27 protein-coding genes are annotated in these 23,708 nt (G+C 76.1%); 9 read left to right on the plus strand and 18 right to left on the minus strand.

Annotated features, from left to right (window positions below; genetic code table 11):
* Positions 1–67: 67 nt before the first annotated feature.
* From HNR08_RS07770 to HNR08_RS07785, 4 genes are all read right to left on the minus strand, one after another.
* Positions 68–445 carry a TFIIB-type zinc ribbon-containing protein gene (locus HNR08_RS07770; protein ID WP_146839330.1) on the minus strand — a complete coding sequence of 126 codons (378 nt, stop codon included), beginning with the start codon at positions 443–445 and terminating at the stop codon, positions 68–70.
* Between the two features lie 76 nt (positions 446–521).
* On the minus strand, positions 522–1,706 hold the full coding sequence (locus HNR08_RS07775) for a pyridoxal phosphate-dependent aminotransferase (protein ID WP_146839332.1): 1,185 nt from the start codon (positions 1,704–1,706) through the stop codon (positions 522–524).
* 59 nt (positions 1,707–1,765) lie between these two features.
* On the minus strand, positions 1,766–2,302 hold the full coding sequence (locus HNR08_RS07780; protein ID WP_146839334.1) for a low molecular weight protein-tyrosine-phosphatase: 537 nt from the start codon (positions 2,300–2,302) through the stop codon (positions 1,766–1,768).
* The gene (locus tag HNR08_RS07785) at positions 2,299–2,808 is read right to left on the minus strand and encodes a GNAT family N-acetyltransferase (protein ID WP_183834924.1); all 510 of its coding nucleotides are present in this window, start codon (positions 2,806–2,808) and stop codon (positions 2,299–2,301) included. The genes HNR08_RS07780 and HNR08_RS07785 overlap by 4 nt, the downstream gene beginning before the upstream one ends.
* A gap of 65 nt (positions 2,809–2,873) precedes the next feature.
* On the opposite strand from HNR08_RS07785, the gene HNR08_RS07790 reads away from it, so the two are divergent.
* The 3 genes from HNR08_RS07790 to HNR08_RS07800 all read left to right on the plus strand — a co-directional run bounded on the left by HNR08_RS07790 (position 2,874) and on the right by HNR08_RS07800 (position 4,802).
* A complete protein-coding gene (locus tag HNR08_RS07790; protein ID WP_146839338.1) occupies positions 2,874–3,203 on the plus strand; it encodes an ArsR/SmtB family transcription factor in 330 nt (109 codons plus the stop codon).
* Entirely contained in the window at positions 3,200–3,847 is a 648-nt protein-coding gene (locus HNR08_RS07795) for a cation efflux transmembrane domain-containing protein (protein WP_246803118.1), read from the plus strand. The genes HNR08_RS07790 and HNR08_RS07795 overlap by 4 nt, the downstream gene beginning before the upstream one ends.
* A gap of 70 nt (positions 3,848–3,917) precedes the next feature.
* A complete protein-coding gene (locus HNR08_RS07800) occupies positions 3,918–4,802 on the plus strand; it encodes an NAD(P)H-binding protein (protein ID WP_146839340.1) in 885 nt (294 codons plus the stop codon).
* A gap of 291 nt (positions 4,803–5,093) precedes the next feature.
* Here HNR08_RS07800 and map read toward each other — a convergent pair whose 3' ends face one another.
* From map to HNR08_RS07815, 3 genes are read right to left on the minus strand one after another with little or no spacing between them, the layout of a single operon-like run.
* On the minus strand, positions 5,094–5,864 hold the full coding sequence (map, locus tag HNR08_RS07805; RefSeq protein WP_146839342.1) for a type I methionyl aminopeptidase: 771 nt from the start codon (positions 5,862–5,864) through the stop codon (positions 5,094–5,096).
* A gap of 9 nt (positions 5,865–5,873) precedes the next feature.
* A complete protein-coding gene (locus HNR08_RS07810) occupies positions 5,874–6,461 on the minus strand; it encodes a TetR/AcrR family transcriptional regulator (RefSeq protein ID WP_146839344.1) in 588 nt (195 codons plus the stop codon).
* Positions 6,454–7,305: an alpha/beta fold hydrolase gene (locus HNR08_RS07815; RefSeq protein WP_146839346.1), complete on the minus strand. Its 852-nt coding sequence runs from the start codon at positions 7,303–7,305 to the stop codon at positions 6,454–6,456. Before HNR08_RS07815 ends, HNR08_RS07810 begins: the two co-directional genes overlap by 8 nt.
* A gap of 63 nt (positions 7,306–7,368) precedes the next feature.
* Between HNR08_RS07815 and HNR08_RS07820 the strand changes: the two genes are divergently transcribed.
* The gene (locus HNR08_RS07820) at positions 7,369–7,950 is read left to right on the plus strand and encodes a GNAT family N-acetyltransferase (RefSeq protein WP_146839348.1); all 582 of its coding nucleotides are present in this window, start codon (positions 7,369–7,371) and stop codon (positions 7,948–7,950) included.
* Between the two features lie 434 nt (positions 7,951–8,384).
* The gene (locus HNR08_RS07825) at positions 8,385–9,020 is read left to right on the plus strand and encodes an NADPH-dependent F420 reductase (RefSeq protein ID WP_146839351.1); all 636 of its coding nucleotides are present in this window, start codon (positions 8,385–8,387) and stop codon (positions 9,018–9,020) included.
* A 10-nt stretch (positions 9,021–9,030) separates the two neighbouring features.
* On the opposite strand, the gene HNR08_RS07830 is transcribed toward HNR08_RS07825, so the two are convergent.
* A complete protein-coding gene (locus HNR08_RS07830) occupies positions 9,031–9,465 on the minus strand; it encodes a VOC family protein (protein ID WP_146839353.1) in 435 nt (144 codons plus the stop codon).
* 9 nt (positions 9,466–9,474) lie between these two features.
* A complete protein-coding gene (locus HNR08_RS07835; RefSeq protein WP_146839355.1) occupies positions 9,475–9,882 on the minus strand; it encodes a winged helix-turn-helix domain-containing protein in 408 nt (135 codons plus the stop codon).
* 209 nt (positions 9,883–10,091) lie between these two features.
* Between HNR08_RS07835 and HNR08_RS07840 the strand changes: the two genes are divergently transcribed.
* Positions 10,092–12,320: an Ig-like domain repeat protein gene (locus HNR08_RS07840; RefSeq protein WP_146839357.1), complete on the plus strand. Its 2,229-nt coding sequence runs from the start codon at positions 10,092–10,094 to the stop codon at positions 12,318–12,320.
* Positions 12,321–12,375: 55 nt separating this feature from the next.
* Here HNR08_RS07840 and HNR08_RS07845 read toward each other — a convergent pair whose 3' ends face one another.
* Entirely contained in the window at positions 12,376–13,281 is a 906-nt protein-coding gene (locus HNR08_RS07845) for an endo alpha-1,4 polygalactosaminidase (protein WP_246803119.1), read from the minus strand.
* Positions 13,282–13,914: 633 nt separating this feature from the next.
* On the opposite strand from HNR08_RS07845, the gene HNR08_RS07850 reads away from it, so the two are divergent.
* Positions 13,915–14,403, plus strand: coding sequence for an FBP domain-containing protein (locus HNR08_RS07850; RefSeq protein ID WP_146839359.1), 489 nt, complete (start codon positions 13,915–13,917; stop codon positions 14,401–14,403).
* 122 nt (positions 14,404–14,525) lie between these two features.
* Positions 14,526–15,086 (plus strand): dihydrofolate reductase family protein, encoded by a 561-nt coding sequence (locus HNR08_RS07855; protein ID WP_146839361.1) that lies wholly within the window; start codon positions 14,526–14,528, stop codon positions 15,084–15,086.
* A gap of 22 nt (positions 15,087–15,108) precedes the next feature.
* Here HNR08_RS07855 and HNR08_RS07860 read toward each other — a convergent pair whose 3' ends face one another.
* From HNR08_RS07860 to nrdD, 4 genes are all read right to left on the minus strand, one after another.
* The gene (locus tag HNR08_RS07860) at positions 15,109–15,705 is read right to left on the minus strand and encodes a dihydrofolate reductase family protein (RefSeq protein ID WP_146839363.1); all 597 of its coding nucleotides are present in this window, start codon (positions 15,703–15,705) and stop codon (positions 15,109–15,111) included.
* A gap of 22 nt (positions 15,706–15,727) precedes the next feature.
* Positions 15,728–16,516, minus strand: coding sequence for a DUF1206 domain-containing protein (locus tag HNR08_RS07865; protein ID WP_210737088.1), 789 nt, complete (start codon positions 16,514–16,516; stop codon positions 15,728–15,730).
* A gap of 203 nt (positions 16,517–16,719) precedes the next feature.
* Positions 16,720–17,337: an anaerobic ribonucleoside-triphosphate reductase activating protein gene (gene nrdG / locus HNR08_RS07870; RefSeq protein ID WP_146839365.1), complete on the minus strand. Its 618-nt coding sequence runs from the start codon at positions 17,335–17,337 to the stop codon at positions 16,720–16,722.
* Entirely contained in the window at positions 17,337–19,565 is a 2,229-nt protein-coding gene (gene nrdD / locus HNR08_RS07875) for an anaerobic ribonucleoside-triphosphate reductase (RefSeq protein WP_183834926.1), read from the minus strand. Before nrdD ends, nrdG begins: the two co-directional genes overlap by 1 nt.
* Before the next feature lie 205 nt (positions 19,566–19,770).
* On the opposite strand from nrdD, the gene HNR08_RS07880 reads away from it, so the two are divergent.
* Positions 19,771–20,760: an SDR family oxidoreductase gene (locus HNR08_RS07880; RefSeq protein WP_146838838.1), complete on the plus strand. Its 990-nt coding sequence runs from the start codon at positions 19,771–19,773 to the stop codon at positions 20,758–20,760.
* 1 nt (position 20,761) lies between these two features.
* Here the strand turns inward: HNR08_RS07880 and HNR08_RS07885 are convergent, their stop codons facing one another.
* Genes HNR08_RS07885 through HNR08_RS07900 form a run of 4 tightly spaced genes read right to left on the minus strand, consistent with a single transcriptional unit; the run spans position 20,762 to position 23,696 of the window.
* Positions 20,762–21,361 carry a hypothetical protein gene (locus tag HNR08_RS07885; protein ID WP_146838839.1) on the minus strand — a complete coding sequence of 200 codons (600 nt, stop codon included), beginning with the start codon at positions 21,359–21,361 and terminating at the stop codon, positions 20,762–20,764.
* Between the two features lie 3 nt (positions 21,362–21,364).
* Positions 21,365–22,105, minus strand: coding sequence for a hypothetical protein (locus HNR08_RS07890; RefSeq protein ID WP_146838841.1), 741 nt, complete (start codon positions 22,103–22,105; stop codon positions 21,365–21,367).
* 17 nt (positions 22,106–22,122) lie between these two features.
* Entirely contained in the window at positions 22,123–23,403 is a 1,281-nt protein-coding gene (locus tag HNR08_RS07895) for a WXG100 family type VII secretion target (protein WP_146838843.1), read from the minus strand.
* A complete protein-coding gene (locus HNR08_RS07900; RefSeq protein ID WP_146838845.1) occupies positions 23,400–23,696 on the minus strand; it encodes a hypothetical protein in 297 nt (98 codons plus the stop codon). Before HNR08_RS07900 ends, HNR08_RS07895 begins: the two co-directional genes overlap by 4 nt.
* Between the last annotated feature and the right edge of the window lie 12 nt (positions 23,697–23,708).

The raw sequence follows: 23,708 nt of genomic DNA on the forward strand, positions 1-23,708 counted from the left end.
GTCCCGGCGGAGACCTCCACTCACCGGGGCGGGCCGCGAGCCAGGGGCGCCGGAGGGTCGCGTCCGGTCAGTCGAAGTCGAGGAGGTCGCCCAGCCAGGACTCGCGGCGCTTCTTCTTGCCGTACGGGTAGCGCGGGTCGCGGCGGTCGTCGTACCGGCGGTCGTCGCGGTACCGGTCGTCGTAGCGGCGGTCGTCCCGGTAGCGGTCGTCGCCGTAGCCGGACGGCGCAGCGGGCGCGGGGGCGGGCGGGTAGCCGCCGTAGCCGGGGGCCGGCGCGGGGGCGGGGTCCGGGGCCGACGACGCCGGGGCACCGGCCGCGCGGTCGAGGATCTTGTCCAGCTCGCCGCGGTCGAGCCAGATGCCGCGGCACGACGGGCAGTAGTCGATCTCGACGCCCTGCCGCTCCGCCATGACCAGCTCGGCCCCGTCCGTGGGACACCTCATGTCGCCCTCCTCACCCGCACGCCGCCCGGCGCGCGTCGTCTGCCCGGCCGAACGAACGGGGTCCGGCACGGGTTCCTCAGAGCCGCGCCTGCCAGGCGGCGATCCGGTCGACGGCCTCGGCCACCACGTGCGGCGCGGACGCGAACGACAGCCGGACCCAGTCGTGCCCGTCGACGCGGTCGAAGTCGGTGCCCGGGGTGAGCGCGACGCCGGCCTCGTCCAGCAGCCGGGCGCACCAGGTCCGCGAGTCGAGACCGGTCGGCGAGACGTCGGCGTACACGTAGAAGGCCCCGTCCGCGGGGGCGACCCGCGCCCAGCCGAGCTCGGGCAGCCGGTCCAGCACCGAGCGCCGCGAGGCCGCGTACTGCGCGACGTTCGCCTCGGCCGCCGCGTACCCCTCGGGCGTGAACGCGGCGACCCCGGCGTGCTGCGCGAGCGCCGGCGGGCACAGCGCGACGTTGCCGGCGAGCGCGTCGACGGGCTGCACGAGGTCGTCCGGCAGCACCAGCCACCCGAGGCGCCAGCCGGTCATCGCCCAGTACTTCGAGAACGAGTTGACCACCACGACCCCGCCGTCCAGGGCGGTCGCCGCCGTCGGGGCGCCCGCCGGACCGGGCTCGGCGGCGGGCGCGTCGGGGTAGGTGATGCCGTGGTAGATCTCGTCGGACACCAGGCGGACGCCGTGCTCGGCGCACCAGGTGGCCAGGGCGTCCAGCGCCACCCGGTCGATGAGCGTGCCGGTCGGGTTGGCCGGGCCGGCGACCACCAGGCCGTCGATCGGGGCGTCCAGGGCCTCCAGCTGCTCGACCGTCGGCTGGTACCGGGTCCCCGGGCCGCACGGCAGCTCGACGACCTCGCAGCCCAGCGACGCGAGGATGTTCTGGTACGCCGGGTAGCCCGGGCGGGCGAGCGCGACCCGGTCGCCGACGTCGAACGCGGCGAGGAACGCCAGCATGAACCCGCCGGACGAGCCCGTGGTCACGGCCACCCGGGCCGGGTCGACGTCGACGCCGTACCAGGACCGGTAGTGCCCGGCGATCGCCGCGCGCAGCGCCGGGGACCCGAGCGCCTCGGTGTACCCGAGGTCGCCGCCGGCCAGCAGCTGCACCGCCCGCTCGCGGACGACGTCGGACGCCCCCGTCGACGGCTCCCCGACGCAGAGGTTGAGCACCGACTGCCCCGCGGCGCGCCGGGCGTTCGCGGCGGCGACGATGTCCATGACGGCGAACGGCGGCACGTGCGAGCGCGCGGAGACCTTCATGCGGGACATCCTCCCCCGCCGGCCGGGGCGGGGGGTGCGGGCGCGGGTGTGCGGGCGGGTCAGGCCGGGGTGGCGTCGTGGGCGGCCAGCGCGGCGCGGACCGCGTCCACCACGCCGTCCGCGGCGGCCTCGATCTCGTCCAGGCAGTGCTCGAAGTTCTCCGGCCCCCCGTACCAGGGGTCGTCGACGTCCAGGAGGTGCTCGTCGTCCCGGCCGGCGACCCGCGGCGCGGCGGGGTCGAACGTCCGGAACATGACGACGCGGTCCGCGGCCTCCGGGTCGCCGGCGATCCGGCGCAGCGCCCGGGCGTGCGAGGCGGTCATGGCCAGCACGAGGTCCCGCTCGGCGAGGTCGCCGGGGCGCACCTGCCGGGCGGCGCGGTGCGGGACGGGGTACCCGCGGGCGGCGAGGGCGGCCCGGGCCCGGCGGTCGATCGGGTTGCCGTGCTCCTCGTCGCTGACGCCGGTCGAGTCGACCTCGACGCGGTCGCCGAGGCCGGCCGACTCGAGCCGGTCGCGCAGCACGACCTCCGCCATCGGCGACCGGCAGATGTTGCCGGTGCACACCGTCATCACGCGGTACCGCGTGTCCGTCATGCCGTCTCCTCCCGGTGCAGCAGCACGCCCGTGCCGCCGTCGAACTCGATGCCCGCGTACGTCGCCGCCCGCCCGGCCTCACGGAACCCGTGCCGCGCGTGCAGGGCGAGCGACGGGGCGTTGCGCGCGTTCACCACGCTCCGCACGTCGCCGTCGGCCCGGTCCAGCAGGCCGGCCAGCAGCCGCGACCCGGTGCCGGTGCGCCACCGCGCGGGGTGCACGGTCAGCGCGGACACGTAGGTGCCGTCCGGGGCGTCGTCGTACCCGGACCAGCGTGCCAGCATCGCCCAGCCGACGACGACCCCGCCGCGGTCCGCGACCAGGACGGTGCGCCCGGGGTCGGCCGCCCACGCGGCGACGCGGTCGGCGAACCCGCCGGGCAGCGCGCCCCGGGTGGCGGCCACGGCGGCGACGCCGGGGACGTCCGCGGTGCGGGCCGCCCGGACGCGCACGGCGGGGTCGGGCGTGCCGTGCGCGGCGGGGTCGGGGGCGGCGAACAGGGGCACGGCGCCATCGTGGCACCGACGACGGCCCGTTCCGTCAGTACACGACACCGTGTACCGTCCGGGGCGTGGAGACGGTCACCCTCACGCACACCGCGGCGCTCGCCCGGCTCGGCCACGCACTGTCCGACGAGACCCGCGCCCGCGTCCTGCTCGCCCTGCGCGAGGCGCCCGCGTGCCCGTCCGACCTGGCCGACGCGCTCGGCGTCTCCCGCCAGGTGATGTCGAACCAGCTCGCCTGCCTGCGCGGCTGCGGGCTGGTCGAGTCGGTCCGCGAGGGCCGGCGCACCTGGTACCGGCTCGCGGACGGGCACCTGGCCCCGGCGCTCGGCGACCTGCTCACCCTGGTCCTCGCGGTCGACCCGGAGTGCTGCGGCCCCGACTGCGGGTGCGCGTGACCGGGCTCGCGGCCGACCGCCGGGCCGTGCTGCGGCGGCGCATCCGCTGGGTCGTCGCGGCGACCATCGGCTACAACGTCGTGGAGGCCGTCGTCGCACTGGCGGCCGGGCGGGCGGCGTCGTCGTCCGCGCTGATCGGCTTCGGGCTGGACTCCCTCGTCGAGGTGCTGTCCGCCGCCGCGGTCGCCTGGCAGTTCGCGGCGCCCGACCCTGAGGCCCGCGAGCGCACGGCGATGCGGTTGATCGCCGTGTCGTTCCTCGGGCTGGCCGCGTTCGTCACCGTCGACGCCGGCCGCGCCCTGCTGGTCGGCGCCGAGCCGGAGCACTCGACCGTCGGCATCGTGCTGGCCGCCGTCAGCCTGCTGGTGATGCCCGGGCTGTCGTGGTTCGAGCGGCGCACGGGACGGGAGCTCGGGTCCGCGTCCGCCGTCGCCGACTCGCACCAGACGCTCATCTGCTCGTACCTGTCGGCGGCGCTCCTGGCCGGGCTCGTGCTGAACGGCGCGCTCGGCTGGTGGTGGGCGGACCCGGTCGCGGCGCTGGTCATCGCGGGGTTCGCGGTCCGGGAGGGCCTCGAGGCGTGGAACGGCGACGCGTGCGGCACGCCGCTCGCGGAGATCGTCGGCGGGGAGGACCGCGGCTGACCTGCCGCGCCGCCGTCCGGCGACTACCGTCGCTGCCAGCCGCACCCCACCCGCGACCGAGGAGCGAGGCATGGACGACGAGCTGATCGTGGTGACCGGCGCCTCCGGGCGGATCGGCCGGCGGCTCGCCGTCCGGCTGGCGGCCGAGGGAGCGCACCAGCGCCTCGTCGTCCGGTCAGCCGACCGCGCGCCCGCGCTGCCCGGCACGGAGACCGAGGTCGCCCTCAGCCCCGGCTACGCCGACGTCGCGTCGATGCGGGCGGCGTTCGCCGGCGCGGGGACGGTGTTCCTCGTGTCGGGCCGGGAGTCCGCGGACCGGGTGACCGAGCACCGCGCGGCCGTCGACGCGGCGGTGGACGCCGGGGTCGAGCGGATCGTCTACCTGTCCTTCATGGGTGCCGCACCGGACGCGACGTTCACCTTCGCGCGCGACCACTGGGCCACCGAGGAGCACATCCGCGCGTCCGGGCTGCGGTTCACGTTCCTGCGCGACTGCCTCTACCACGACGCGATCGTGCGGTTCGTCGGCGAGGACGGGGTGATCCGCGGGCCGGCGGGCGACGGGGCGGTCGCGGCCGTGGCCCACGACGACGTCGCGGACGTCGCGACGGCCGTGCTGCTGGACGCCCGGGAGCGCGCGCACGACGGCCAGGCGTACGACGTCACCGGGCCCACCGCGTACACGCTGACCGAGGCGGCGCAGGTGCTGTCCGGCGCGACCGGCCGGGAGATCCGGTACGAGCCGGAGACGCCGACCGAGGCGTACGCGTCGCGCGCGCGGTACGACGCGGAGCCGTGGGAGGTCGAGGGATGGGTGACGTCATACGAGGCGATCGCCACCGGCGAGCTCGCCGCCACGTCCCCCACGGTCCGCCGCCTGTCGGGCCGCCCCGCGCAGTCGTTCCAGGAGTGGCTGACGGTCAACCCGGGCGAGTGGGCGCACCTGCGGGCGTGAGCGCGCGCGGACGCCGGGGCGCGAGGTCGACGGTTTCGCGCGACACGCCGATGCGACACGCCGGGACCGCGTGCGGAACCGTCGACCTCGGCGACGACGCCGCGCTGGCCGGCGGGGTCCGCGCGACGCGCGGGTGGGCGAGGGCGACGCACGACCTCCCCCGAGCGCCCGCCGCCCCCGCCGGTCCGGCCGCTGGCCGGGTCCCAGGATGCGGCGCCGACGTGGCCGGGTGGCGACGCCGCGGCGTCGCGCCGGTGAACCCCCGGCGGACAGGCGACGACCGCCCGCGCCTCAGCCCTTGCGGGCCGTCAGCACCAGGGGGCCGTCGGCGGTGATCGCGACGGTGTGCTCGGCGTGCGCGGCCCGGGAGCCGTCGGCGGTGCGGATGGTCCAGCCGTCGGGGTCGATGACGTAGCCGTCGCCGCCCGCCATGAACCACGGCTCGATCGCGATCACCAGCCCCGGCCGGAGCTTGAGGCCGGAGCGCCGCCGCCCGAGGTTCGGGACGTGCGGGTCCTCGTGCATCGTCCGGCCGACCCCGTGCCCGCCGAAGTCCGCGTTGATCCCGAGCCCGGCGGCGCGGCCGACCTCGCCGATCGCCGCGGAGATGTCGCCCATCCGGTTCCCCGGCCGGGCCTGCGCGATGCCGGCCGCGAGCGCCTCCTCGGTGACCCGGATCAGCCGCTGCGACTCGGGGTCCGGCGTGCCGAGCTGGAACGTCAGCGCCGAGTCCGCGACCCAGCCGTTCACCTGCGCGGCGAAGTCGATGCTCAGCACGTCGCCGTCGGCGAGCACCCGGTCGGACGGCAGACCGTGCAGGGCGGCGTCGTTCACGCTGGTGCACAGGACGCCGGGGTACGGCATGGCGCCGAACGACGGGTGGTACCCGAGGTACACGGAGTGCGCCCCGGCCTCGTCGATCATCCGGTGCGCGTGCGCGTCCAGGTCCTTCAGGGTCATGCCCACGCGGGCGACGTCCTGCAGGCTGCTCAGCACGCGGGCGACGAACGCGCCCGCCGCCCGCATCGCATCGATCTCGCGGGGTGTCTTCAGCTCGACCACCCGCACACCCTAAGCGCGCGCGAGCGCCTCGACCCCGGCGACCAGCATGTCGACGAGCACCGCGAACGACCGGTCGAGGTCCTGCGGCAGCCGGAAGCCCCCGCCGAGCTCGAGCGTCACGAACCCGTGCACGCCCGCGCGCACCGCCCGGACGGCGTCGACGGCGCGGTCCTCCGGCAGGTCGAACCCGCGGAGCACCGCGGCCATGACGCCCACGACCTCCGCGCCGGCGGCGGCGAGGTCCGCGTCGGCGGGGTCGGCCGGGTCGGCGGCGACCTGCACGGCGGCGTAGCGGCCGGGGTGCGCGTGCGCGAAGTCCCGCATCGCGCTGGCCAGCGCCCGCACGGCCTCGGGGCCGGACCGCCCGAGCGACGCCCGGACCACCGCCTCCGTGAGGTCGCGCACCGCGAGGACGGCCACCTCCCGGCGCAGGGCGGCGAGCGAGCCGACGTGCTTGTAGAGGCTGGGCGTCGCGACGCCGGCCTCGGCGGCGACCTTCGCCAGCGTGAGGTCGGCGAACCCGGTGGGGCCGCCGGCGTCGACCAGGTCGAGGGCGATCCGGGTCACCGCCTCGGCGGACAGCCCGGCCCTAGCCACGGGCGTCCGCCGGGGCGACGCGGGCCAGGTGCGCGAGCACCGCGTCAGCGACGACCTCGGGGGTCTGGTGCTGCGGGTAGTGCCCGGCGTCCGGGACCAGCAGCGTCCGGGCGCCGAGGGTCTCGCCGATCCAGGCGAGCTCGGCCGCGGGGTCGCGCCAGTCCGGGTCGAGCGCGCCGACGACGGCGAGCGCGGGCGCCTGCACCCGCGGGAGCCGCGGCTCGACGACCGCGTGCGTCAGCTGGAGCGTGAGCCGGCGGAACGCCCGGAGGTACCCGGGGCGGCGCAGGCTCGCGCGGATCGCGGCGGCGTGCGCGCCGAGCCGGCCGGACCGGCGGCCCCTGTTCAGCGTCGTGTAGTACCAGGCCCACGCGGTGGCGCCCCACGGCCGGGCGAGCAGCACCCGGTAGACGACGCCGAGCAGCGCCCGCTGCCCCGCACCGCCCGCGGGGTCGCGCAGGAAGGGGCTGAGCAGCACGAGCGCGCGGACGAGGTCCGGCCGGTCGGCCGCGAGCACCGCGGCGGCCGACGCGCCCATCGAGTTCCCCACGACGACCGCGGGCCCGGCGCCGAGGTGCTCGACCAGGGCGGCGACGTCCGCGGCGGTGGCCTCGTCGCCGGAGGTGGTGAAGCCCGCCGAGGAGTCGCCGTGCCCGCGGAGGTCGGTGGTGACGACGCGGTACCCGGCGGCGAGCAGGGCCGCGCGGAGCTCGTCGTAGGTGGAGCGGAGGTCGCCCATGCCGGGGACCGCCACGACCAGGGGACCGGAGCCCGCGTCGTCGTACGCCAGCGCGCCCTCCGGACGCCGCAGGTGGTGCGTCTGCCGTGCAGCCGATGTGTCCATAGCCGTCAGGCTAATGCTATTAGCCATCGCCGGCAAGACCCGGGGTCTGCGATGCTCGGCGACGTGCAGCACGACCTCACGCTGACCGGCCACGGCGTCCGCCTCGTCCCCCTCGCCCCCGAGCACGCGCCCGGCCTCGCCGCGTTCGTCGACGCCCGGGTCTGGGCCGGGATGTCCTCCGCGCTCCCGGTCGGCGACGACGCGTGGCTGGCCGAGGTGGAGTCCGCGCGCGCCGCGCCCGGTCGGCTGGCGTTCGCCGCGCTCGACGCCGCGACCGGGGAGGTCCGGGGCAGCACGTCGTTCTACGACTGGGACCCGCGGATCCGGCGGGTCGAGATCGGGCACACCTACTTCGCGCCGCGCTGGTGGGGGACCGACAACAACCCGGCCTGCAAGCTGCTCATGCTGCGCCACGCCTTCCAGACCTGGGGCTGCGCCCGGGTGGCGCTGCGGGCGGACAGCCGGAACACCCGGTCGATCGGGGCGATCACGCGACTCGGCGCCGCGCCGGAGGGCGTGCTGCGGAACCACCGCCTGGTCCCCGACGGCACCCGCGGGGACACGGCGTACTTCTCGATCCTGCCGGAGGAGTGGCCGGCGGTCCGCGACGCCCTGGTCGCGCGGCTGGCGGGCGCCCGCTCCTGACCGATCTCGGCGCGCCAGCGGCCGGGGCGGGAGCGGCCGGGGCGGGCGCCGCGCGGCGCGGGGCCGGCCGGGCGAGCGAGCGGCGGGCGGCGGCGGGGCGCGGGCAGGGAACAGCCCGTGGGCCGGGTCCCCTGTCGGGGGCCCTGCCGCGAAGGACGAGGTCGCGGCTCCCACGGGCTGCGGTGACTGCCGGAGATTCGCTCGTCGCCCTGCCGGTGGGACCGGCGGAGCAGGCGAACGGATCGAGCAATCCGTCCGATGTGCTCGGGCGACTAGCGGACAGTCACCTCACGCGTCCGGAAAGACTTCATGTCTCGGACCACCTCCTTCCCGTGTTCCTCGACCGTACGTCCGCCGCGCGGGGCCGGCCACCGAATTTCGCCGACGGCGTGCGCGGCCGGAACAACGACGCCCCGGACCCGGTTGCGCCGGGCATGACCACGATCGGATTCATCGGCTCCGGCCACGTCGGCGGCACCCTCGCGCGGCTGGCCGTGGAGCACGGCCACGCGGCGGTCGTCAGCAACTCGCGCGGCCCGCACACCCTGGTCGACCTGGTGGCGGACCTCGGCGACGGCGCCCGTGCCGGCACCGCGGACGAGGCGGCGGCGGACGGCGACGTGGTCGTCGTGACCGTCCCGTTCAAGGCCTACCGGGACGTCCCGGCGGCCCCGCTCGCCGGCAAGGTCGTCATCGACACGAACAACTACTACTGGGAGCGCGACGGCCACGTGGCCGAGCTCGACGAGGGGGCGACGACCAGCGCCGAGCTGCTCGCGGACCACCTCGGGGGCGCGCGCGTCGTCAAGGCGTTCAACCACATCACCTCCGCGGACCTCGGCTCGCGCGGGACCCCCGCGGGGACGCCCGGGCGCCGGGCGCTCGCCATCGCGGGGGACGACGCCGAGGCCAAGGCGGTCGTCGCCGGGCTCATCGACCGGTGGGGGTTCGACGTGGTCGACGCCGGGCCGCTCGCGGAGGGCTGGCGGTTCCAGCGGGACATGCCGGCGTACGGGCCGGACCTGGACGCGGACGGGCTGCGGGAGGCGCTCGCACAGGCGCAGCGCTGATCCCCCGGGCTCAGTCCAGGCAGAACTCGTTCCCCTCGACGTCCTGCATCACGATGCAGGACTCGTCGACGCCGTCCGCCGGCATGACCCGCACCTGCCGCGCGCCGAGCGCGCTCAGCCGGGCGGACTCGGCCTCGAGGGCGGCGAGCCGCTCCGCGCCGGCCAGCCCGGTGCCGACCCGGACGTCCAGGTGCAGGCGGTTCTTCACGACCTTGCCCTCGGGGACGCGCTGGAAGAACAGCCGCGGCCCGGCCCCGGTGGGGTCCTGGCAGGCGAACGCGGAGCCCTGGTGCTCGGGCGGCAGGGAGCGGTCGAACGCGTCCCACGAGTCGAACCCCGGCGGTGGCGGCGGGACGACGTAGCCGAGCACCTCGCACCAGAAGAGCGCGACCCGCTCCGGGTCGGCGCAGTCGAACGTGACCTGGACCTGCCGCACGGCTCCCATCCGGCCACCCTAGGCGGGCGGTGCCGCGCTGTCGCCGTCGTCCTCCCCGGAGGCCCGCACCTCGGGCTCCAGCCGGTAGCCGAGCCCCCGGACCGTGCTGATCGCGCCGCGGTCCCCGGTGCCGTCCGCGAGCTTCCGCCGCAGGTTGGCCATGTGCACCTCGATGCTGCGCCGGTCCGCGTCGGTGGGCACCGGGACGGCGTGCGGGCCGTGCACGGCGACGGCGTGCACCAGCTCGTCCTTGGACACCGGCTGGCCGGCGCGCTCGGCGAGCGCCACGAGGATCTCGAACTCGCTGCGGGTCAGGGGCACCTGCCGTCCCGCGACGCGCACGCACCGCGCGGGGACCTCCACCACGAGGTCGCCGCGCCGCAGCACCCGGTCGTCGTCGGGGCGGAGCGGGTCGGGGATCACCATCGGCCCCACGGTACGTCGGGACCTCGGACCCTGCCATCGTCGGCCGCTGGGTGGTACGACCCAGAGCCGTGCGCCGGACGCTCAGTTTTCCTGACGCGTCGTCGGACCCCGCCGATCTGGCCCCCGTCCACACCAGCATCCGGGGGCAGCACCCCTGGGCAGATCCGGGGGTTCACGTGCAGAGAGTTCGAGAGACGCGAGGGGGCCGCGTGCGGCGGCCGCTCGCGGCGGCGGCCGCGCTGGCCGTCCTGGGGACGCTGGTCCCCGTCACCACGGCGACGGCGGCGGCCGTGGGCCTCGGTCCGCGCGAGCCCGAGCGGGCCGGCGCCGTCGTCACGTACGACTTCGACTGCGACAACCACGGCTCGCCGATCGCGCCGATCCGCCGCATCTGGAACCCGAGCGGCCAGCAGGACTACGCCGGCATCGCCCAGTACAGCGTGAACGGGTCGACCACCTCGGGGTCGTTCACGTACGACCTCACCGACGCCTCGTTCGGCCGGTACAGCATGGTCGTCCAGTGCAGCAACACCGAGAACACGGTCGGCCAGCCGACGCACACGTTCACGCTGGAGGACCCGCGCGTGACGACGTCGACGTCCCTGGCCGCGTCCCCTGCGTCGGTCGTCGTCGATGACGCCGTCACCCTCACCGCCACCGTCAGCGGCGTGACCGAGGGCGCCGTGACGTTCTCCACCGGCGAGCACGAGATCGAGACCGTCCCGCTCACCGACGGCACGGCCCGGCTCGTGGTGCACCCGGAGACCACGCAGACCTACACCGCCCAGTACGCGGGGACGGAGACCTCGAAGGCCTCCTCCTCGGCCACGACGGTCACCGTCGTCACGGCCATCACCCCGGGCACGCCCGAGCTCGCGACCACCCCGGCCGTCGGCGTCCCGCTGTCCGTCACCACCGGCTCGTGGAGCCCGGCGGACACCGCGCTGTCCTACCAGTGGGTCGTCGGGGGCGAGCCGGCCGGCACCGGCCCGACCTACACCCCGGCCGCCACGGACCTGGGCAAGACGATCCAGGTCGCCGTGACCGGCACCCGCGCCCCGCTCCCCGCGGTCACCCGGTGGACCCCGGAGGGCATCACGGTCGCTCCGGGCACGATCCCGGAGGGCGGCTTCGTGCTCGACGGTGCCGCGGGCGACCAGGCCGTGCTCGGCCGGACCCTCACGCCGCAGCCGTCCGGCTTCGGCACCGACGCCTCGTACGCGTACGAGTGGTTCGTCGGCGACGACGAGTTCTCGACCCGCGCCGACACCTACACCCCCACCGCCGCCGACCTCGGCCGGATGATCCGGATGCGCGCCACCATCACGGCGCCCGGCCGGACGACGATCTCCCGGAGCGTCTACCTGATGCCCGCGACGGCCGAGCCCACCGTCACCGTCGGCTCGCGGACCGTCACGGTCGGCACCGACGCCGCGGTCCCGGTGACCGTCTCCGGCCCCGCCGGCGGCCCCACCCCCACCGGCTCGGTCGAGGTCACGCTGACCCCGGTCGGCTCGGCGACCGGCACCTCGCTCGGCACCCTGGCGCTCGACGGCCGGGGCTCCGCCTCGGTGACCGTGCCGGGCACGGCCGTCGGCGCGTACACCGTCGGCGTGCGCTACGTCCCGGCGTCCGGCTCGCACGCGGCGTACTCGATGCGCGCGACGCCGATCACGGGCGGCCCGTACACGGCGGCGACCGGCTCGGGCACCGTGACGGTCACGAAGGTCATCCCGACGGTCACGCTGCCGGCGACGCTCACCGTCGCGGTCGCCACGCCCGCCGACGTGCGGGCGGCCGTCGCGGGTTCGCGCCTGCCCGCGCAGTACGCCCTGAGCGAGGGCGGCACCGTCCTCGCCCAGGGCGAGGTCCCGGGCACCGGCGTCGTCGACCTGCAGGTCCCGGCGCTCACCCCCGGCACGCACACGCTCACCTTCGAGCTGCCGGCCACGGCCACCACGGCGGCGGTCACCCGGACCCTGACCGTGACGGTCACCGGCGAGCCGGCCCGCGACGGCCTCGTGCCCACCGCGGACCTCGCGTCGCCCGAGAAGGCCACCGCGCCGGGCCAGGAGATGGTGCTGGTCGCCGAGGGCTTCGAGCCCGGGGAGACCGTCGCGTTCTACCTGCACTCCGAGCCGGTGTTCCTCGGCACCGCCGTCGCCGGCGCCGACGGCGTCGCGCGGCTCACCGTGACGATCCCGGCGGACGTCCCGGCCGGCGCGCACACCGTGTACGCCACTGGCGGCACCTCCGGGCGCTGGGCGACCCTCGCGGTCGAGCTCGCCGTCCCGGCCGCGGCACCCGCCGCGACGCCGGCGGACGAGCTCGCCACCACCGGCGCCTCCGGCGGCCTGGCCGCCACGGCGGCGTGGGCGCTGCTGCTCGTCGGCGGCGGCCTGGTGGTCCTGGCACGACGGGCGCGGATCGCCCGCTGACGCCAGCACCCCCGACGGCCCCCGACCTCCCCGCGAGGCCGGGGGCCGTCGTCGTTCAGCAGGCGTCGAACACGTACCCGGCGTCGCCGGGCGCGCCGAGGTCGTGGTCCCGCAGCACGGTGGACGGCGGGCGCGACGGGTCCGCGCACGCCGCCGCCCAGTCGTCCGCCGGAGCCGACCCCGCGTACTCCACGTCGAGCACCGCGGCGCCGTAGACGTCGGTGTACGCCCCGCACTCCTCGTTCGCCAGGCACTCCTCCGACACGGCGAAGTCGAACCCCGCCTCGTCCCGGCCGCGCGCCCCGAGGTCCGGGGCGTTCTTCTGCCCGGCCGCGAGGCCCACCTCGTGCGCGACCGCGACGAGCCGCGCCGCGAGGTCCAGCGCGCCCTCCTCGGTCAGCAGGCCGCCCGACCGGGTCCACGAGTCGAGGTTGTCCAGCTCGACCGCGCCGAAACCCCGCGCCGCGCACGCCCGGACCTGCGCGCCGACGACCTCCGCGACGGCGGCCCGGGCCGCGGCGGTGCGGGTGTCCAGCAGCAGCTCGTCCGGCCATCCGGCGTCCGCCACGGGCTCGCCGGCCGCGTCGCGGAGCACCAGGTCGGGGTGGTCGCGCAGCCACGTGTCGCGCTCCGCCGGCTGGGTCTGGAACCCGTTGACGTAGCAGCCGGACCAGAGGCCCGGCGCCGGGACGTCGGTCACGTCCCGGACGACGCCGCCGACGCCCTCGGCGGGCGGGTAGCCGCCGCCGAGCTGGTAGTCGACGACGACACCCGCGGGCGGGACGCCGGGGTGCGAGGGGGCGGGGGCGGGGGCGGGGGCGGACGCCCGGGCGCCGGGCGTCGAGCCGCCGGGCGCGGGGTCGCCGGGCGCGGAGTCGCCGGGCGCGCACCCGCCGGCCGCGAGCGCCACCCCGGCCACGAGCGCGACCAGCGCCGCCGGCACCCGCCCGCGTTCCCGCACACCCGCTCCCCGCACACCCGCTTCCCGCACGCCGCCGGTCCTCCCGACCTCACCCGCTCGCCGCTCGCCGCCGGTCCTCCCGACCTCACCCGCTCGCCGCACGCCGCCGGTCCTCCCGACCTCCCCCGCTCGCCGCACGCCGGCCGTCCTCCCGACCTCGCCCGCTCCACCCACACCCACCGCCCCCAACGCCCGCGCCCCCGCCCCGCCGAGATCGGCACCTGCGACCGAGATCGGTCCCCCGGGCGACCGATCTCGGCGCGGGGGACCGATCTCGGCGACCGGCGGCGCGACCCGAGCCGGCCGACGGCCGCCGCCGGGGCACGTCCCGGGGAAAGGATGCGACAGATCGGCCCCGCCGGGTGCAGGATGGTCGGCCGTCGGGTGCCGCGGGATCGCCGCGGCCGTCGCAGGAACGGGAGACACGCGGATGTCCGCAGGGAGCGGGGTCGGCCGCCACGGCCACCTTGCGTGACGGGCCCTGCCCGTCGCGCCGCACCGACGCACCCGCACCCCGCCGCCGACCGCGCGGCCGGGGACGCCGGGTCCCTGCCGTCGACCCCCGCGACGGGTGTCCCCACCCGCCCGTGCCCCGCGCCCGGGCGTCCCGACACCCCTGAGAGCGAGTCCGTCATGCGTCCCGTCACCGAGCCCCAGATCCGCGCGTCCTTCGTCAACTGCTCCCGCCGCGAGGCCGCGCAGGCCGTCCTCCCGCCGGACCTCGCGTCCCGCGACTGGGACCGCCTGGACTACCTGGGCTGGACCGACCCGAAGAACCCCCGCCGCGCCTACGTCGTGACCTGGCTGGAGGACCGGCCCGTCGGCATGGTGCTGCGGGCCTCCGACGGCGCCACCAGGCGCAGCGCCGTGTGCGTGTGGTGCGAGGACGTCATCGCCACGAACGAGGTCAGCCTGTTCGTCGCGAAGCGCGCCGGGTCCGCCGGCCGCAACGGCAACACGGTCGGCACGCTGATCTGCGCGGACTTCGCGTGCTCGCAGAACGCGCGGCGGCGCCCGACGATCGTCGAGGCCGGGGACGACGCGGCCGCCGTGGTCGCCCGCCGGGTCGCCGGCCTGCAGGAGCGCTCCGCCCGGTTCGTCGCGGCGGTCGCGCAGGGCTGAGCCGCGGACCAGCGGCGTCGGCGCGGGGGCGGCTCCGGTCGCCCCCGCGCCGGCACGAGGCGGGTGTGCTCTGCTGGTCCCGACGTCCCGCGCCGTGGCGGGGCCGGGTCCGGGAGGTCGGCATGGCCACGCTCGTGTACTCCGCGATCACGTCGCTCGACGGCTTCGTCGCCGACCGGGACGGCCGGTTCGACTGGAGCATGCCGGACGAGGAGGTGCACGCCGCCGTGAACGACCTGCACCGGGGCATCGGCACGTACCTGTACGGGCGGCGGCTGTACGACGTCATGGTGGCGTGGGAGTCGATGGACACCACCGACGAGCCGCCCGCCGTGCGCGACTACGCGGACCTGTGGCGCGCGGCCCACAAGGTCGTCTACTCCACGACGCTCACCGAGCCGCGCAGCGCCCGCACGCAGGTCGAGCCCGCGTTCGACCCGGAGGCCGTGCGGCGGCTGCTGGCCTCGTCGGCGCACGACGTGCTGATCGGCGGGCCCCACCTCGCCGCGCAGGCGTTCCGGGCGGGGCTGGTCGGCGAGGTGCACCTGTTCGTGTCGCCGGTGATCGTGGGCGGCGGGATCCGCGCGCTGCCCCGGGACGTGCGGCTGGACCTCGAGCTGGCCGGCGTCCGGCAGTTCGCGGGCGGCGTCGCGCACCTGCACCACCGGGTGCGGGCGGCCTGACGCGGCGGGGCGGCGTCGGCGGTCAGCGCCGCGCCGGGAACGTGAGGTGCGTGACCCGCCGGCCGGGCACGACGGCCGTGGGGTCGCCCAGCATCGCCGGCCACCCCTCGTCCCCCGTGAAGTAGGGCCGCCCCGACCCGAGCACCACCGGCACGAGGTCGACCTGCACGGTGTCGACCAGCCCAGCGCGCAGCGCCTGCGTGCCGATCGACCCCGCGGACACCCCGACGGTGCGGTCGCCCGCGAGCTCCTGCGCCGCCGCGACCGCCGCCTCGACGCCCTCGTGGCACACGACCAGGTTCGGCGACCCCGCGGCCGCGGACCCGGTGACCGGCCGGTGCGTGAGCAGCACGTACGGCACGCCGAGCGGGTGCTCCCCGCGCCAGCCGTCCGTGAGGTCGAACGTCCGGCGCCCGACGACCAGCGCGCCGAGCGACTCCCGGAAGCCGAGCCAGTACCCCGCGGACGCCTCGGTCAGCCGGAAGGGCGGCAGGTCGCCGTGGTTCTCGACGACGACGTCGCCGTTCTCGTACCACTCGAACAGCTCGGCGACGGTGTCGTCCTCGCGGGCGACGAACCCGTCGAGGGACATGGTGGCGGCGACGACGACCTGACCCATGGCCCGACGGTAGACCCGGAGGTCACACCTTCGCGTGCCGGGCGCGGCCGAATGCGTACACCCCGTACGCGGCGAACCCGAGCGCGACCAGCGTGAGCAGCACCGGCCCGAACGGCAGCCCGGCCAGCGCGTGCAGCGCCGCGTCCAGGCCCTGCGCCTTCTCCGGGTCGCTCTGCACGGCGGCGACCACGAGCAGCACCCCGACGACCGCGAGCGCCACCCCCTTGCCGACGTACCCGATGCGCCCGGCCGTCCGGACCCACGGCGACGGGCTGCCCTCGAGGTCCTCGAGGAACTTCTCCCGCCACCCCTTGACCACGTGGTAGCCGCCGACCACGACGACGCCCACGCCCACCAGCCCGACGAGCAGCCGGCCCACGCCGCTGGCCATCAGCCCCGCCGTCGCTCCGCCCGACCCGCCGGCCCCCGAGCCCGAGCCCGACCCGGCACCGGCCAGCACCGTCACGGTCGTCGCGGCCAGCACCGCGTACACGACCGCCTTCGCCGCGGCCTTCGCCCGGTCCGTCGCCTCGCCCCAGGCGACGGCCTCGGTGACCTGCCACAGCGCCAGCAGCACGAAGCCCGCGAGCACCAGCCACAGCAGCGCCTGGCCGACCCCGTTGCCGGCGAGCTGCCGCAGCGCGCCCTGCTGATCGGCCTGCTCCCCGCCGGAGGTCCACGCCAGCTGCACGGTCACCCAGGCGAGCAGCAGGTGCAGCACCCCGCTGGCGGCGTACCCCAGCCGCGCCCCCTTCTCGACCAGCGGATGATCCCCCGCGCTCGCCGCCGCCGCCCGCACGTCCCCGCTCATGGACCGAGCGTGGCACCCCCCGTCCGCCTGCGCGCGCGGAGCCGATCCGCGTGATGCGCCAGGGCGGGTTCGGCGGCGACGACCATGGGGCACCGAACGCGCACCCGGGGCACCGCGCGACACACCCCATCTGACCGCGACATGCCCCGTCGGCGCCGCACGATGCGCGGGCGCGCGGGTGTGCCGGTGCGGGTGGTGCGGGGTCAGATCAGGGAGCGGCGGTCGATCTGCTCCGCGCCGTCCGAGGCGCGCAGGGTGCCCTGCCACGCGACCGCGTGGCCGGCCGCCAGGGACGCCGGCACGTCCAAGACCCGCTGGTTGCGGCTCCCCCGGAACGCCAGGGTCAGGTCCCGCTGGGCGAGCTCGAACCGCCCGTCCACCAGCACGTCGACCTCCCCGAGCAGCTCGCGCTTGTCGTCCTGCCCGGCCTCGGCCTCCGCGAGCAGCTCCTCGAACGTGTACCCCGTCCAGCACCACACGTCCTTGGCCCGCCCGTGGACGGCGCGCAGCCGGCGGACCACCCGCAGGCACACGCCGGTGTTGAGGAACGGCTCGCCGCCGAGCAGGGACAGCCCCTGGACGGCCTCGTGCCCGAGGTCGGCGGCGATCCGGTCCTCCAGCTCCGGCCCGAGCTCCGTCCCGTACCGGAACGACCACGCCGCCTCGTTGAAGCAGCCGGCGCAGGCGAACGGGCAGCCGCTGACGTAGAGGCTGCACCGGACGCCCTCGCCGTCGACCATGACGAACGGCTTGTAGTCGGCGACGCGGTCCTGGCTGAGGCTCGCCGCGCGCCACTGACCGGGCCGCGGGTCCCGGGCCATCAGACCGCGTCGGCGGGCATCGACCCCGTGCTGCCCGCCAGGTGCTTGACCCGCGACGAGATCTCGACGTGGCGCCCGTGCACCATCGGCCGCTGCTGCGGGTTGCCGAGGTAGCCGCAGGTCCGCTTGACGACGTCGCAGGTGCGGGGGTCGGCGTTCCCGCAGCCGGGGCAGGCGAACCCGCGCTCGGTGGGCGTGAAGTCGCCGGAGAACCCGCACTCCAGGCAGTGGTCGATCGGGGTGTTCGTGCCGAGGTAGCCGACCCGGTCGTACGCGTAGTCCCACACGGCCTCGAGCGCCTTCGGGTTCTGCTGCAGCACGGGGTACTCGCAGTAGTGGATGAACCCGCCGGAGGCGTACTGCGGGTACTCCGCCTCGAAGTCGAGCTTCTCGAACGGCGTCGGGGCCTTGCGGACGTCGTAGTGGAAGGAGTTCGTGTAGTAGTCCTTGTCGGTGATGTCGGGCACCGAGCCGAACTTCTTCTTGTCCAGGCGGCAGAACCGGTCGGTCAGCGACTCCGACGGCGTGGAGTAGACCGAGAACTGGTAGCCGTGCTGCGCGGTCCACTCCTTCGCGCGGGTGGCCAGGGTGCGCAGGACGCGCAGCGTGAACTCCTTGGCCTCCGGGTCGCTCTCCCACGCGCCGCCGAAGAACGCCGCCGCGGCCTCGTACAGCCCGATGTAGCCCAGCGACACCGTGGCGCGGCCGTTCCGGAAGAGCGCGTCGACGTCGTCGTCCGGGGCGAGCCGCTGCCCGAACGCGCCGTGCACGTAGAGGATCGGGGCGTTCGCCGGCACGGCCTCCTTGCACCGCTCGACGCGGTACAGCAGGGCGTCGTGCACGGTCTCGAGCCGCTGCTCCAGCAGGGCCCAGAACGCGTCGAGGTCACCGCGGGTCTCCAACGCGATGCGCGGGACGTTGAGGGTGACGACGCCGAGGTTCATCCGGCCCTCGACGACGTCGTTGCCGTCCTCGTCGCTCCACCCCTGCAGGAACGACCGGCAGCCCATGGGCACCTTGAACGAGCCGGTGATCTCGACGATCTTGTCGTAGCTGAGGATGTCCGGGTACATGCGCTTGGTGGCGCACTCCACGGCGAGCGTCTTGATGTCGTAGTTCGGGTCCTCGGCCCGCAGGTTCACCCCGCGGCGCAGCGTGAAGATGAGCTTCGGGAAGATCGCGGTCCGGCGCTCCTTGCCGAGGCCGAGGATGCGGATCTGCAGGATCGCCCGCTGGATCTCGCGCTCGAACCAGCCCGTGCCGAGGCCGAACCCGACCGACGTGAACGGGGTCTGCCCGTTCGAGGTGAACAGGGTGTTGATCTCGTACTCGAGCGACTGCATCGCGTCGTAGATGTCCTTGCGGGTCTTCTCCTCCGCGAAGGCCCGGCGCCGGTCGGGGTCGTCGATCCAGCGCTCGGCATCCGCCAGGTGCTTGGCGAAGTTCCGCTCGGCGTACGGGGCCAGGAGCTCGTCGATCCGGTTGACCGAGCACCCGCCGTACTGCGACGAGGAGACGTTCGCGATGATCTGCGAGATCTGCGCGGTGGCGGTCTGGATGGAGCGCGGCGGGTCGACCTGGGCGTTCCCGATCCGGAAGCCCTCGGACAGCATCGTCCGGAAGTCGATGAGGCAGCAGTTCGTCATCGGGGCGTACGGGTGGTAGTCGAGGTCGTGGTAGTGGATGTCGCCCTTCGCGTGGGCGTTCGCGACGTGCGGCGGCAGCATCTTCAGGCCGATGGCCTTGCCCACGGCGCCGGCGGTGAGGTCGCGCTGGGTGTTGAAGACGTCGGCGTCCTTGTTGGCGTTCTCGTGGACGACGGACTGGTCCTTGCCGACGAGCTGGCCGATCGAGTGGTTGACGTCGAGCGCCTTGGACCGGGCCATGTCCCGCTGCACGCGGTAGTCGATGTAGACCCGGGCGACGTCGTACTGGTGCGACTCCAGCAGGGTGTGCTCGACGACGTTCTGGATCTCGTAGATCTTCACCTCGCCGTCGAACCGCGTGGTGAGCTCCCCGACCACCTGCTCCACGAGGTCGTCGAGCACCAGCTCGTGCAGGGCACCGAGCTCGCCGTGCACCTCGACGAAGGCCTTGGCGACGGCGGCGCGGATGCGGGACGGGTCGAACGGGAGGGCGCGGCCGTCCCGCTTGCGGACCGTGAGCGCGGCTTCCTCGAGGGTGAGCGCCACCGGCTGCCCGGCCCCGTCCAGCTCGGTCGTCGTCATCTCCGCCGCTCCCCTCCAGTCCCACCGCCGCACTACATCTAGTGCGAATCACAGCGGTGCAACACTAGATCTGGGGGTTGGACGGGGGTGGGCCGAAGGTCCCACGCCGCCGGGTCCGCCCTGGTCGCGACGGCGCCGATCGACCGGCCGGATCACCGGGTCCCGGCGTGTCGCCGCGGCCCGTCCGCCGACGCTACCGTGCCCCATGGCCCTTCGCGTCCTCCTCGTCGGCGGCACCGGCATCATCAGCTCCGCATGCACCCGTCTGGCCGTCGAGCGCGGCCTCGACGTCACCCTCCTGAACCGCGGGTCCAGCCCCGCCCGTCCGGTCCCGGACGGCGTCGAGGTGCTCCACGCCGACGTCCGCGACCCGGCCTCCGTCCGCGCCGCCCTCGGCGAGCGCGAGTTCGACGCCGTCGTCGACTGGGTGGCCTTCACGCCCCGGCACGTCGCCACCGACGTCGAGCTGTTCGCGGGCCGGACCGGGCAGTACGTGTTCATCAGCTCCGCGTCGGCGTACCAGACCCCGCCCGAGCGGCTGCCCGTCACGGAGTCGACCCCGCTGCGCAACCCGCACTGGCAGTACTCCCGGGACAAGATCGCCTGCGAGGACCTGCTGGTGCGCGCGTACCGCGACTCCGGCTTCCCGGTGACGATCGTCCGCCCGTCGCACACCTACGACCGCACCTCCGTCCCGCTGGACGGCGGCTGGACCGCGGTCGAGCGGATGCGGCAGGGCCGGGAGGTCGTCGTGCACGGCGACGGCACCTCGCTGTGGACGCTCACCCACCACGAGGACTTCGCACGCGGGTTCGTGCCGCTGCTCGGCCACCCGCGCACGCTCGGGGAGGCGTTCCACATCACCTCCGACGACGTGCTGACCTGGAACCAGGTGGTGCGCGCCCTGGCCGCGGCCGCGGGCGTCGAGCCGCGGGTCGTGCACGTGCCGTCGGACGCCATCGCGGCGGCCGACCCCGAGTGGGGCGCCGGGCTGCTCGGCGACAAGGCGCACTCGATGGTGTTCGACACGACGAAGCTGCGGACGCTGGTCCCGGACTTCCGGACGACGGTCACGTTCGAGGAGGGCGCGCGGCAGATCGTCGCCTGGCACGACGCCGACCCGGCGCGCCGCGTGGTGGACGCGCGGCTCGACGCGGTGATGGACGACCTGGTGGCGCGGTTCCGCGTGCGGTGACTCAGTCCAGGTGACCGGCGATCCCGCCGGCGCCCCCGAGCTTCGCGGCGTTCAGCGCGCCGTAGGTCAGCCGGGTCGCCAGCGGCGAGGTGCGCGCGGAGCCGCCCGCGGCCACGTGGTCGGCCTGCGCGCGCAGCGCGAGCACCGCGTCGCGGGACCCGCCGGTGCGGTGCCGCTCGAGGGCGTCGGCCAGGGCGCGGAGCACCGGGGCCTCCTGCGACGCCTCCAGGTGGTCCGTGACGGCGAGGACGGGGACGAACGACCGCCGCCGGGACCCCGCGGGGCGCAGGCCGAGCAGCAGCCCGCCGCCCCCGTTCGCCACCAGGCCGGCGCTCGTGCTCGGCGCGAGGCTGATCCGCCGCGTCCGCCCGAACCGGGTCACCACGACCTCGCCGGCCTCGGCGTCGAGCGTGGTCGACGACCGCCGCAGCACCACCGTCCCGACGGCCAGCAGGGCGAGGACGGCGACGACGCCGACCCGGTAGCGCGGCTCGGTCACGAACAGCCAGCCGAGCGCGCCCAGCGTCAGCACCGCGGTCGCGACGACCCACCCCCACCACCCGCGCGAGGTCAGCCCCGGGATCGCGAGCGGCGCGGCCACGCCTCAGGCCCCCGCCACGGCCGCGACCGCGTCGAGCACGGTCGTCCGGACCAGGTCCTCGACCTCGGCCCGCGCGGCCGGCCGGGCGACCGGCGGCGTCCCCGTGCCCTCCCGTGCCTCGACGACCCAGGCGCCGCCGGGGCCCGTGAACAGCCCCAGCAGCGGGGGGTGCCGGTCGTCGGCGTGCCGGACCACCACGTCGGTGCGCAGCAGCGCGGCGCCGAGGGCCTCGGCCACCTCGAGCGGCGGCTCGGACCCGTCGCCGGGCAGGGCGACGGGCTCGCCGGCGGAGTCGCCGCACTCCGGGTGCACGCTCGCCGCCGTGACCAGGCCGACCAGCGCGTCCGCATCGGCCAGGGCGAAGCGGTGCAGGCCGTCCGACCCGACCTGCTCCACCACCACGACGTCGTCCACCACGTGCGCGTACCAGTAGTCCTGCGTGGCCAGGGTCGTCCGGCCGACCGCGACGACCACCCGGGCCGCCCGGCGCAGCGTGATCAGCGAGAGGACGTCCTGCCGCACCTGCACCTCGACGGACGGCTCACCGACTGCGTCGGCGAGCGCCCGCGGGGTCGGCGGGTCCACGATCCCCCGGGCCTGCAGCCCGCGGTACGCCGTCCGCACGGCCGTCTCGCGCTCCGCGTCGCCGAGCGTCGCGAGGTACGGCGCGACCACCAGGCCGCCCGGGCCCGCGAGGATCGCGAGCTCCTCGTCCGTCAGGGTCTCCACCGGCACCGCGGTCACGTCGCCGCCTCCCGTCGTCACAGCAGTCCGAAGGACAGCACGTCGAGTGCGCCCTTGCCCAGGTCGCGGAGGTTCTCCCCCGCGTCGCGCACGGTGTCCCCGGCCCAGTCGACCGCGTCCGACACGGCGCCCGTCGTCGCGTTCCACGCCGTGCTCGCCGCGTCGGCCACGTGCCCGGCGGCGGAGGAGACGAAGTCGCCGATGGCCTCGCGGTTGTCCCAGATCATGTTGCCGAGGCTCCACGCGCCGTAGGCGAGGACCGCGCCGCCCGCGACAGCCACCCCGACCGGCCCGAGCGCGCTGCCCGCGAGCAGGAGCGTCCCCGCGCCGGCCACGCCGCCGAGCGCGAACCCGCGGGTCGCCCAGCCGCGGGCGCCCTCGTACCCGCCGCCGGTCACCACGTCGACCGCGCCGGTCGCGATGGTGACCGGCAGGAACGCCTTGCCGACCAGCCCCGCCGCCCGGCTGCCCATGACGAAGCGCAGGACGCCGCCGTTCGCCGGCCCGTTCTTGAACGCGGCGAGCGCGTTGTCCGCGGCGTCGAAGTTCCGGAGCATCGTCTGGTAGTCCGTGATCGGCGCGAAGGCCGCCCGCAGGTAGTTCAGGTACGTCGTGCCCTTGGTGGCCGTCCCGACGAACTTCTTGATGACCTGCGCCAGCGCGACCCCGCCCGCGCCGACGGCCCCCAGGGCACCGACGACGTCGCCGGAGTCGATCGCCCGCTGGAGGTAGGCGTCGACCGCCGAGGAGAGCGTCTGCGGGACGGGCACCGCCGACAGCGTGCCCGCGACCTGCACGTCCGTCGCGGCGACCTGCTCCAGCGCGGCCGTGATCTGCGCGGCGTGGTCGGCCGCCTGCTCGTTGAGCGCGCGCTGCTCGGCGTCCCGGCGCGCGCCGGCGCCCGTGGGGTCGCCGACCTCGGTCAGCACCGGCGGGAGCGTCGGCGCGGTGACCCGGCCGTCGTCGGCCACGGTGAAGCCCGCGGACCGCACGCTCTCGACGGTCGCGAGCAGCGCGTCCCGGGCGCTGCCGAGGTCGGCTGCCCCCGCCTGCAGCGCGGAGCGGGCGGACTCCAGGGCGTCCGCGAGCTCGAACCCGGTCGCCGACTCGCGCGCGATCCGCTCCGCGGCGGCCTGGGCGGCCTCGCCCTCCCAGCGCTCGGCGAGGCGGGCCATCGTCGCCTTCGCGGCCTGGACCTGCGCCTCGACCGTGGCGCGGGCCTCCTCGACGCCCGCGGCGGCGTCCGCGAGCGCCCCCGGGCGCCAGCCGCGGACCACCTCGAGGGTCAGCGCGGTCACTGCGGCACCATCCCGGCGAACCGGCCGGAGGTGGACGCCTCCGCGCCGCGGTACCCGTCGGCGGTGCCCGAGGCGCTCGCCGCCATGCCGCGCACGTTCTCCCCGAGGACCTGCACGGCGGCCGCCACCCGGGTGGACACCCAGACTGCCGCCTCGCCCGTCGCGGACCCGGGCAGCGCGTCGGGCACCGGGGCGAACGGCCCCGCCACGTCCGCGGCCTGCAGCGCGGCGGCGGCCTCCTCCAGCTCCGCCGCGGCGGTGTCCAGTGCCGATGTCTCGACGGCGACGCTCATCGCCGGGACCCC

Origin of the sequence: Cellulomonas hominis, from assembly GCF_014201095.1 — a bacterium.
Lineage (GTDB): Bacteria > Actinomycetota > Actinomycetes > Actinomycetales > Cellulomonadaceae > Cellulomonas > Cellulomonas hominis.

Bases quoted from the DNA above. Each gene is read 5' to 3' on its own strand.
- HNR08_RS07850 (WP_146839359.1), top strand. From the start codon at position 13,915: ATGCGTCCCGTCACCGAGCCCCAGATCCGCGCGTCCTTCGTCAACTGC.
- HNR08_RS07770 (WP_146839330.1), bottom strand. From the start codon at position 445: ATGAGGTGTCCCACGGACGGGGCCGAGCTGGTCATGGCGGAGCGGCAG.
- HNR08_RS07865 (WP_210737088.1), bottom strand. From the start codon at position 16,516: ATGAGCGGGGACGTGCGGGCGGCGGCGGCGAGCGCGGGGGATCATCCG.
- HNR08_RS07860 (WP_146839363.1), bottom strand. From the start codon at position 15,705: ATGGGTCAGGTCGTCGTCGCCGCCACCATGTCCCTCGACGGGTTCGTC.
- HNR08_RS07780 (WP_146839334.1), bottom strand. From the start codon at position 2,302: ATGACGGACACGCGGTACCGCGTGATGACGGTGTGCACCGGCAACATC.
- HNR08_RS07830 (WP_146839353.1), bottom strand. From the start codon at position 9,465: ATGGGAGCCGTGCGGCAGGTCCAGGTCACGTTCGACTGCGCCGACCCG.
- nrdG (WP_146839365.1), bottom strand. From the start codon at position 17,337: ATGGCCCGGGACCCGCGGCCCGGTCAGTGGCGCGCGGCGAGCCTCAGC.
- HNR08_RS07855 (WP_146839361.1), top strand. From the start codon at position 14,526: ATGGCCACGCTCGTGTACTCCGCGATCACGTCGCTCGACGGCTTCGTC.
- nrdD (WP_183834926.1), bottom strand. From the start codon at position 19,565: ATGACGACGACCGAGCTGGACGGGGCCGGGCAGCCGGTGGCGCTCACC.
- HNR08_RS07775 (WP_146839332.1), bottom strand. From the start codon at position 1,706: ATGAAGGTCTCCGCGCGCTCGCACGTGCCGCCGTTCGCCGTCATGGAC.
- HNR08_RS07835 (WP_146839355.1), bottom strand. From the start codon at position 9,882: ATGGTGATCCCCGACCCGCTCCGCCCCGACGACGACCGGGTGCTGCGG.
- HNR08_RS07825 (WP_146839351.1), top strand. From the start codon at position 8,385: ATGACCACGATCGGATTCATCGGCTCCGGCCACGTCGGCGGCACCCTC.
- HNR08_RS07815 (WP_146839346.1), bottom strand. From the start codon at position 7,305: ATGGACACATCGGCTGCACGGCAGACGCACCACCTGCGGCGTCCGGAG.
- HNR08_RS07800 (WP_146839340.1), top strand. From the start codon at position 3,918: ATGGACGACGAGCTGATCGTGGTGACCGGCGCCTCCGGGCGGATCGGC.
- HNR08_RS07880 (WP_146838838.1), top strand. From the start codon at position 19,771: ATGGCCCTTCGCGTCCTCCTCGTCGGCGGCACCGGCATCATCAGCTCC.
- HNR08_RS07900 (WP_146838845.1), bottom strand. From the start codon at position 23,696: ATGAGCGTCGCCGTCGAGACATCGGCACTGGACACCGCCGCGGCGGAG.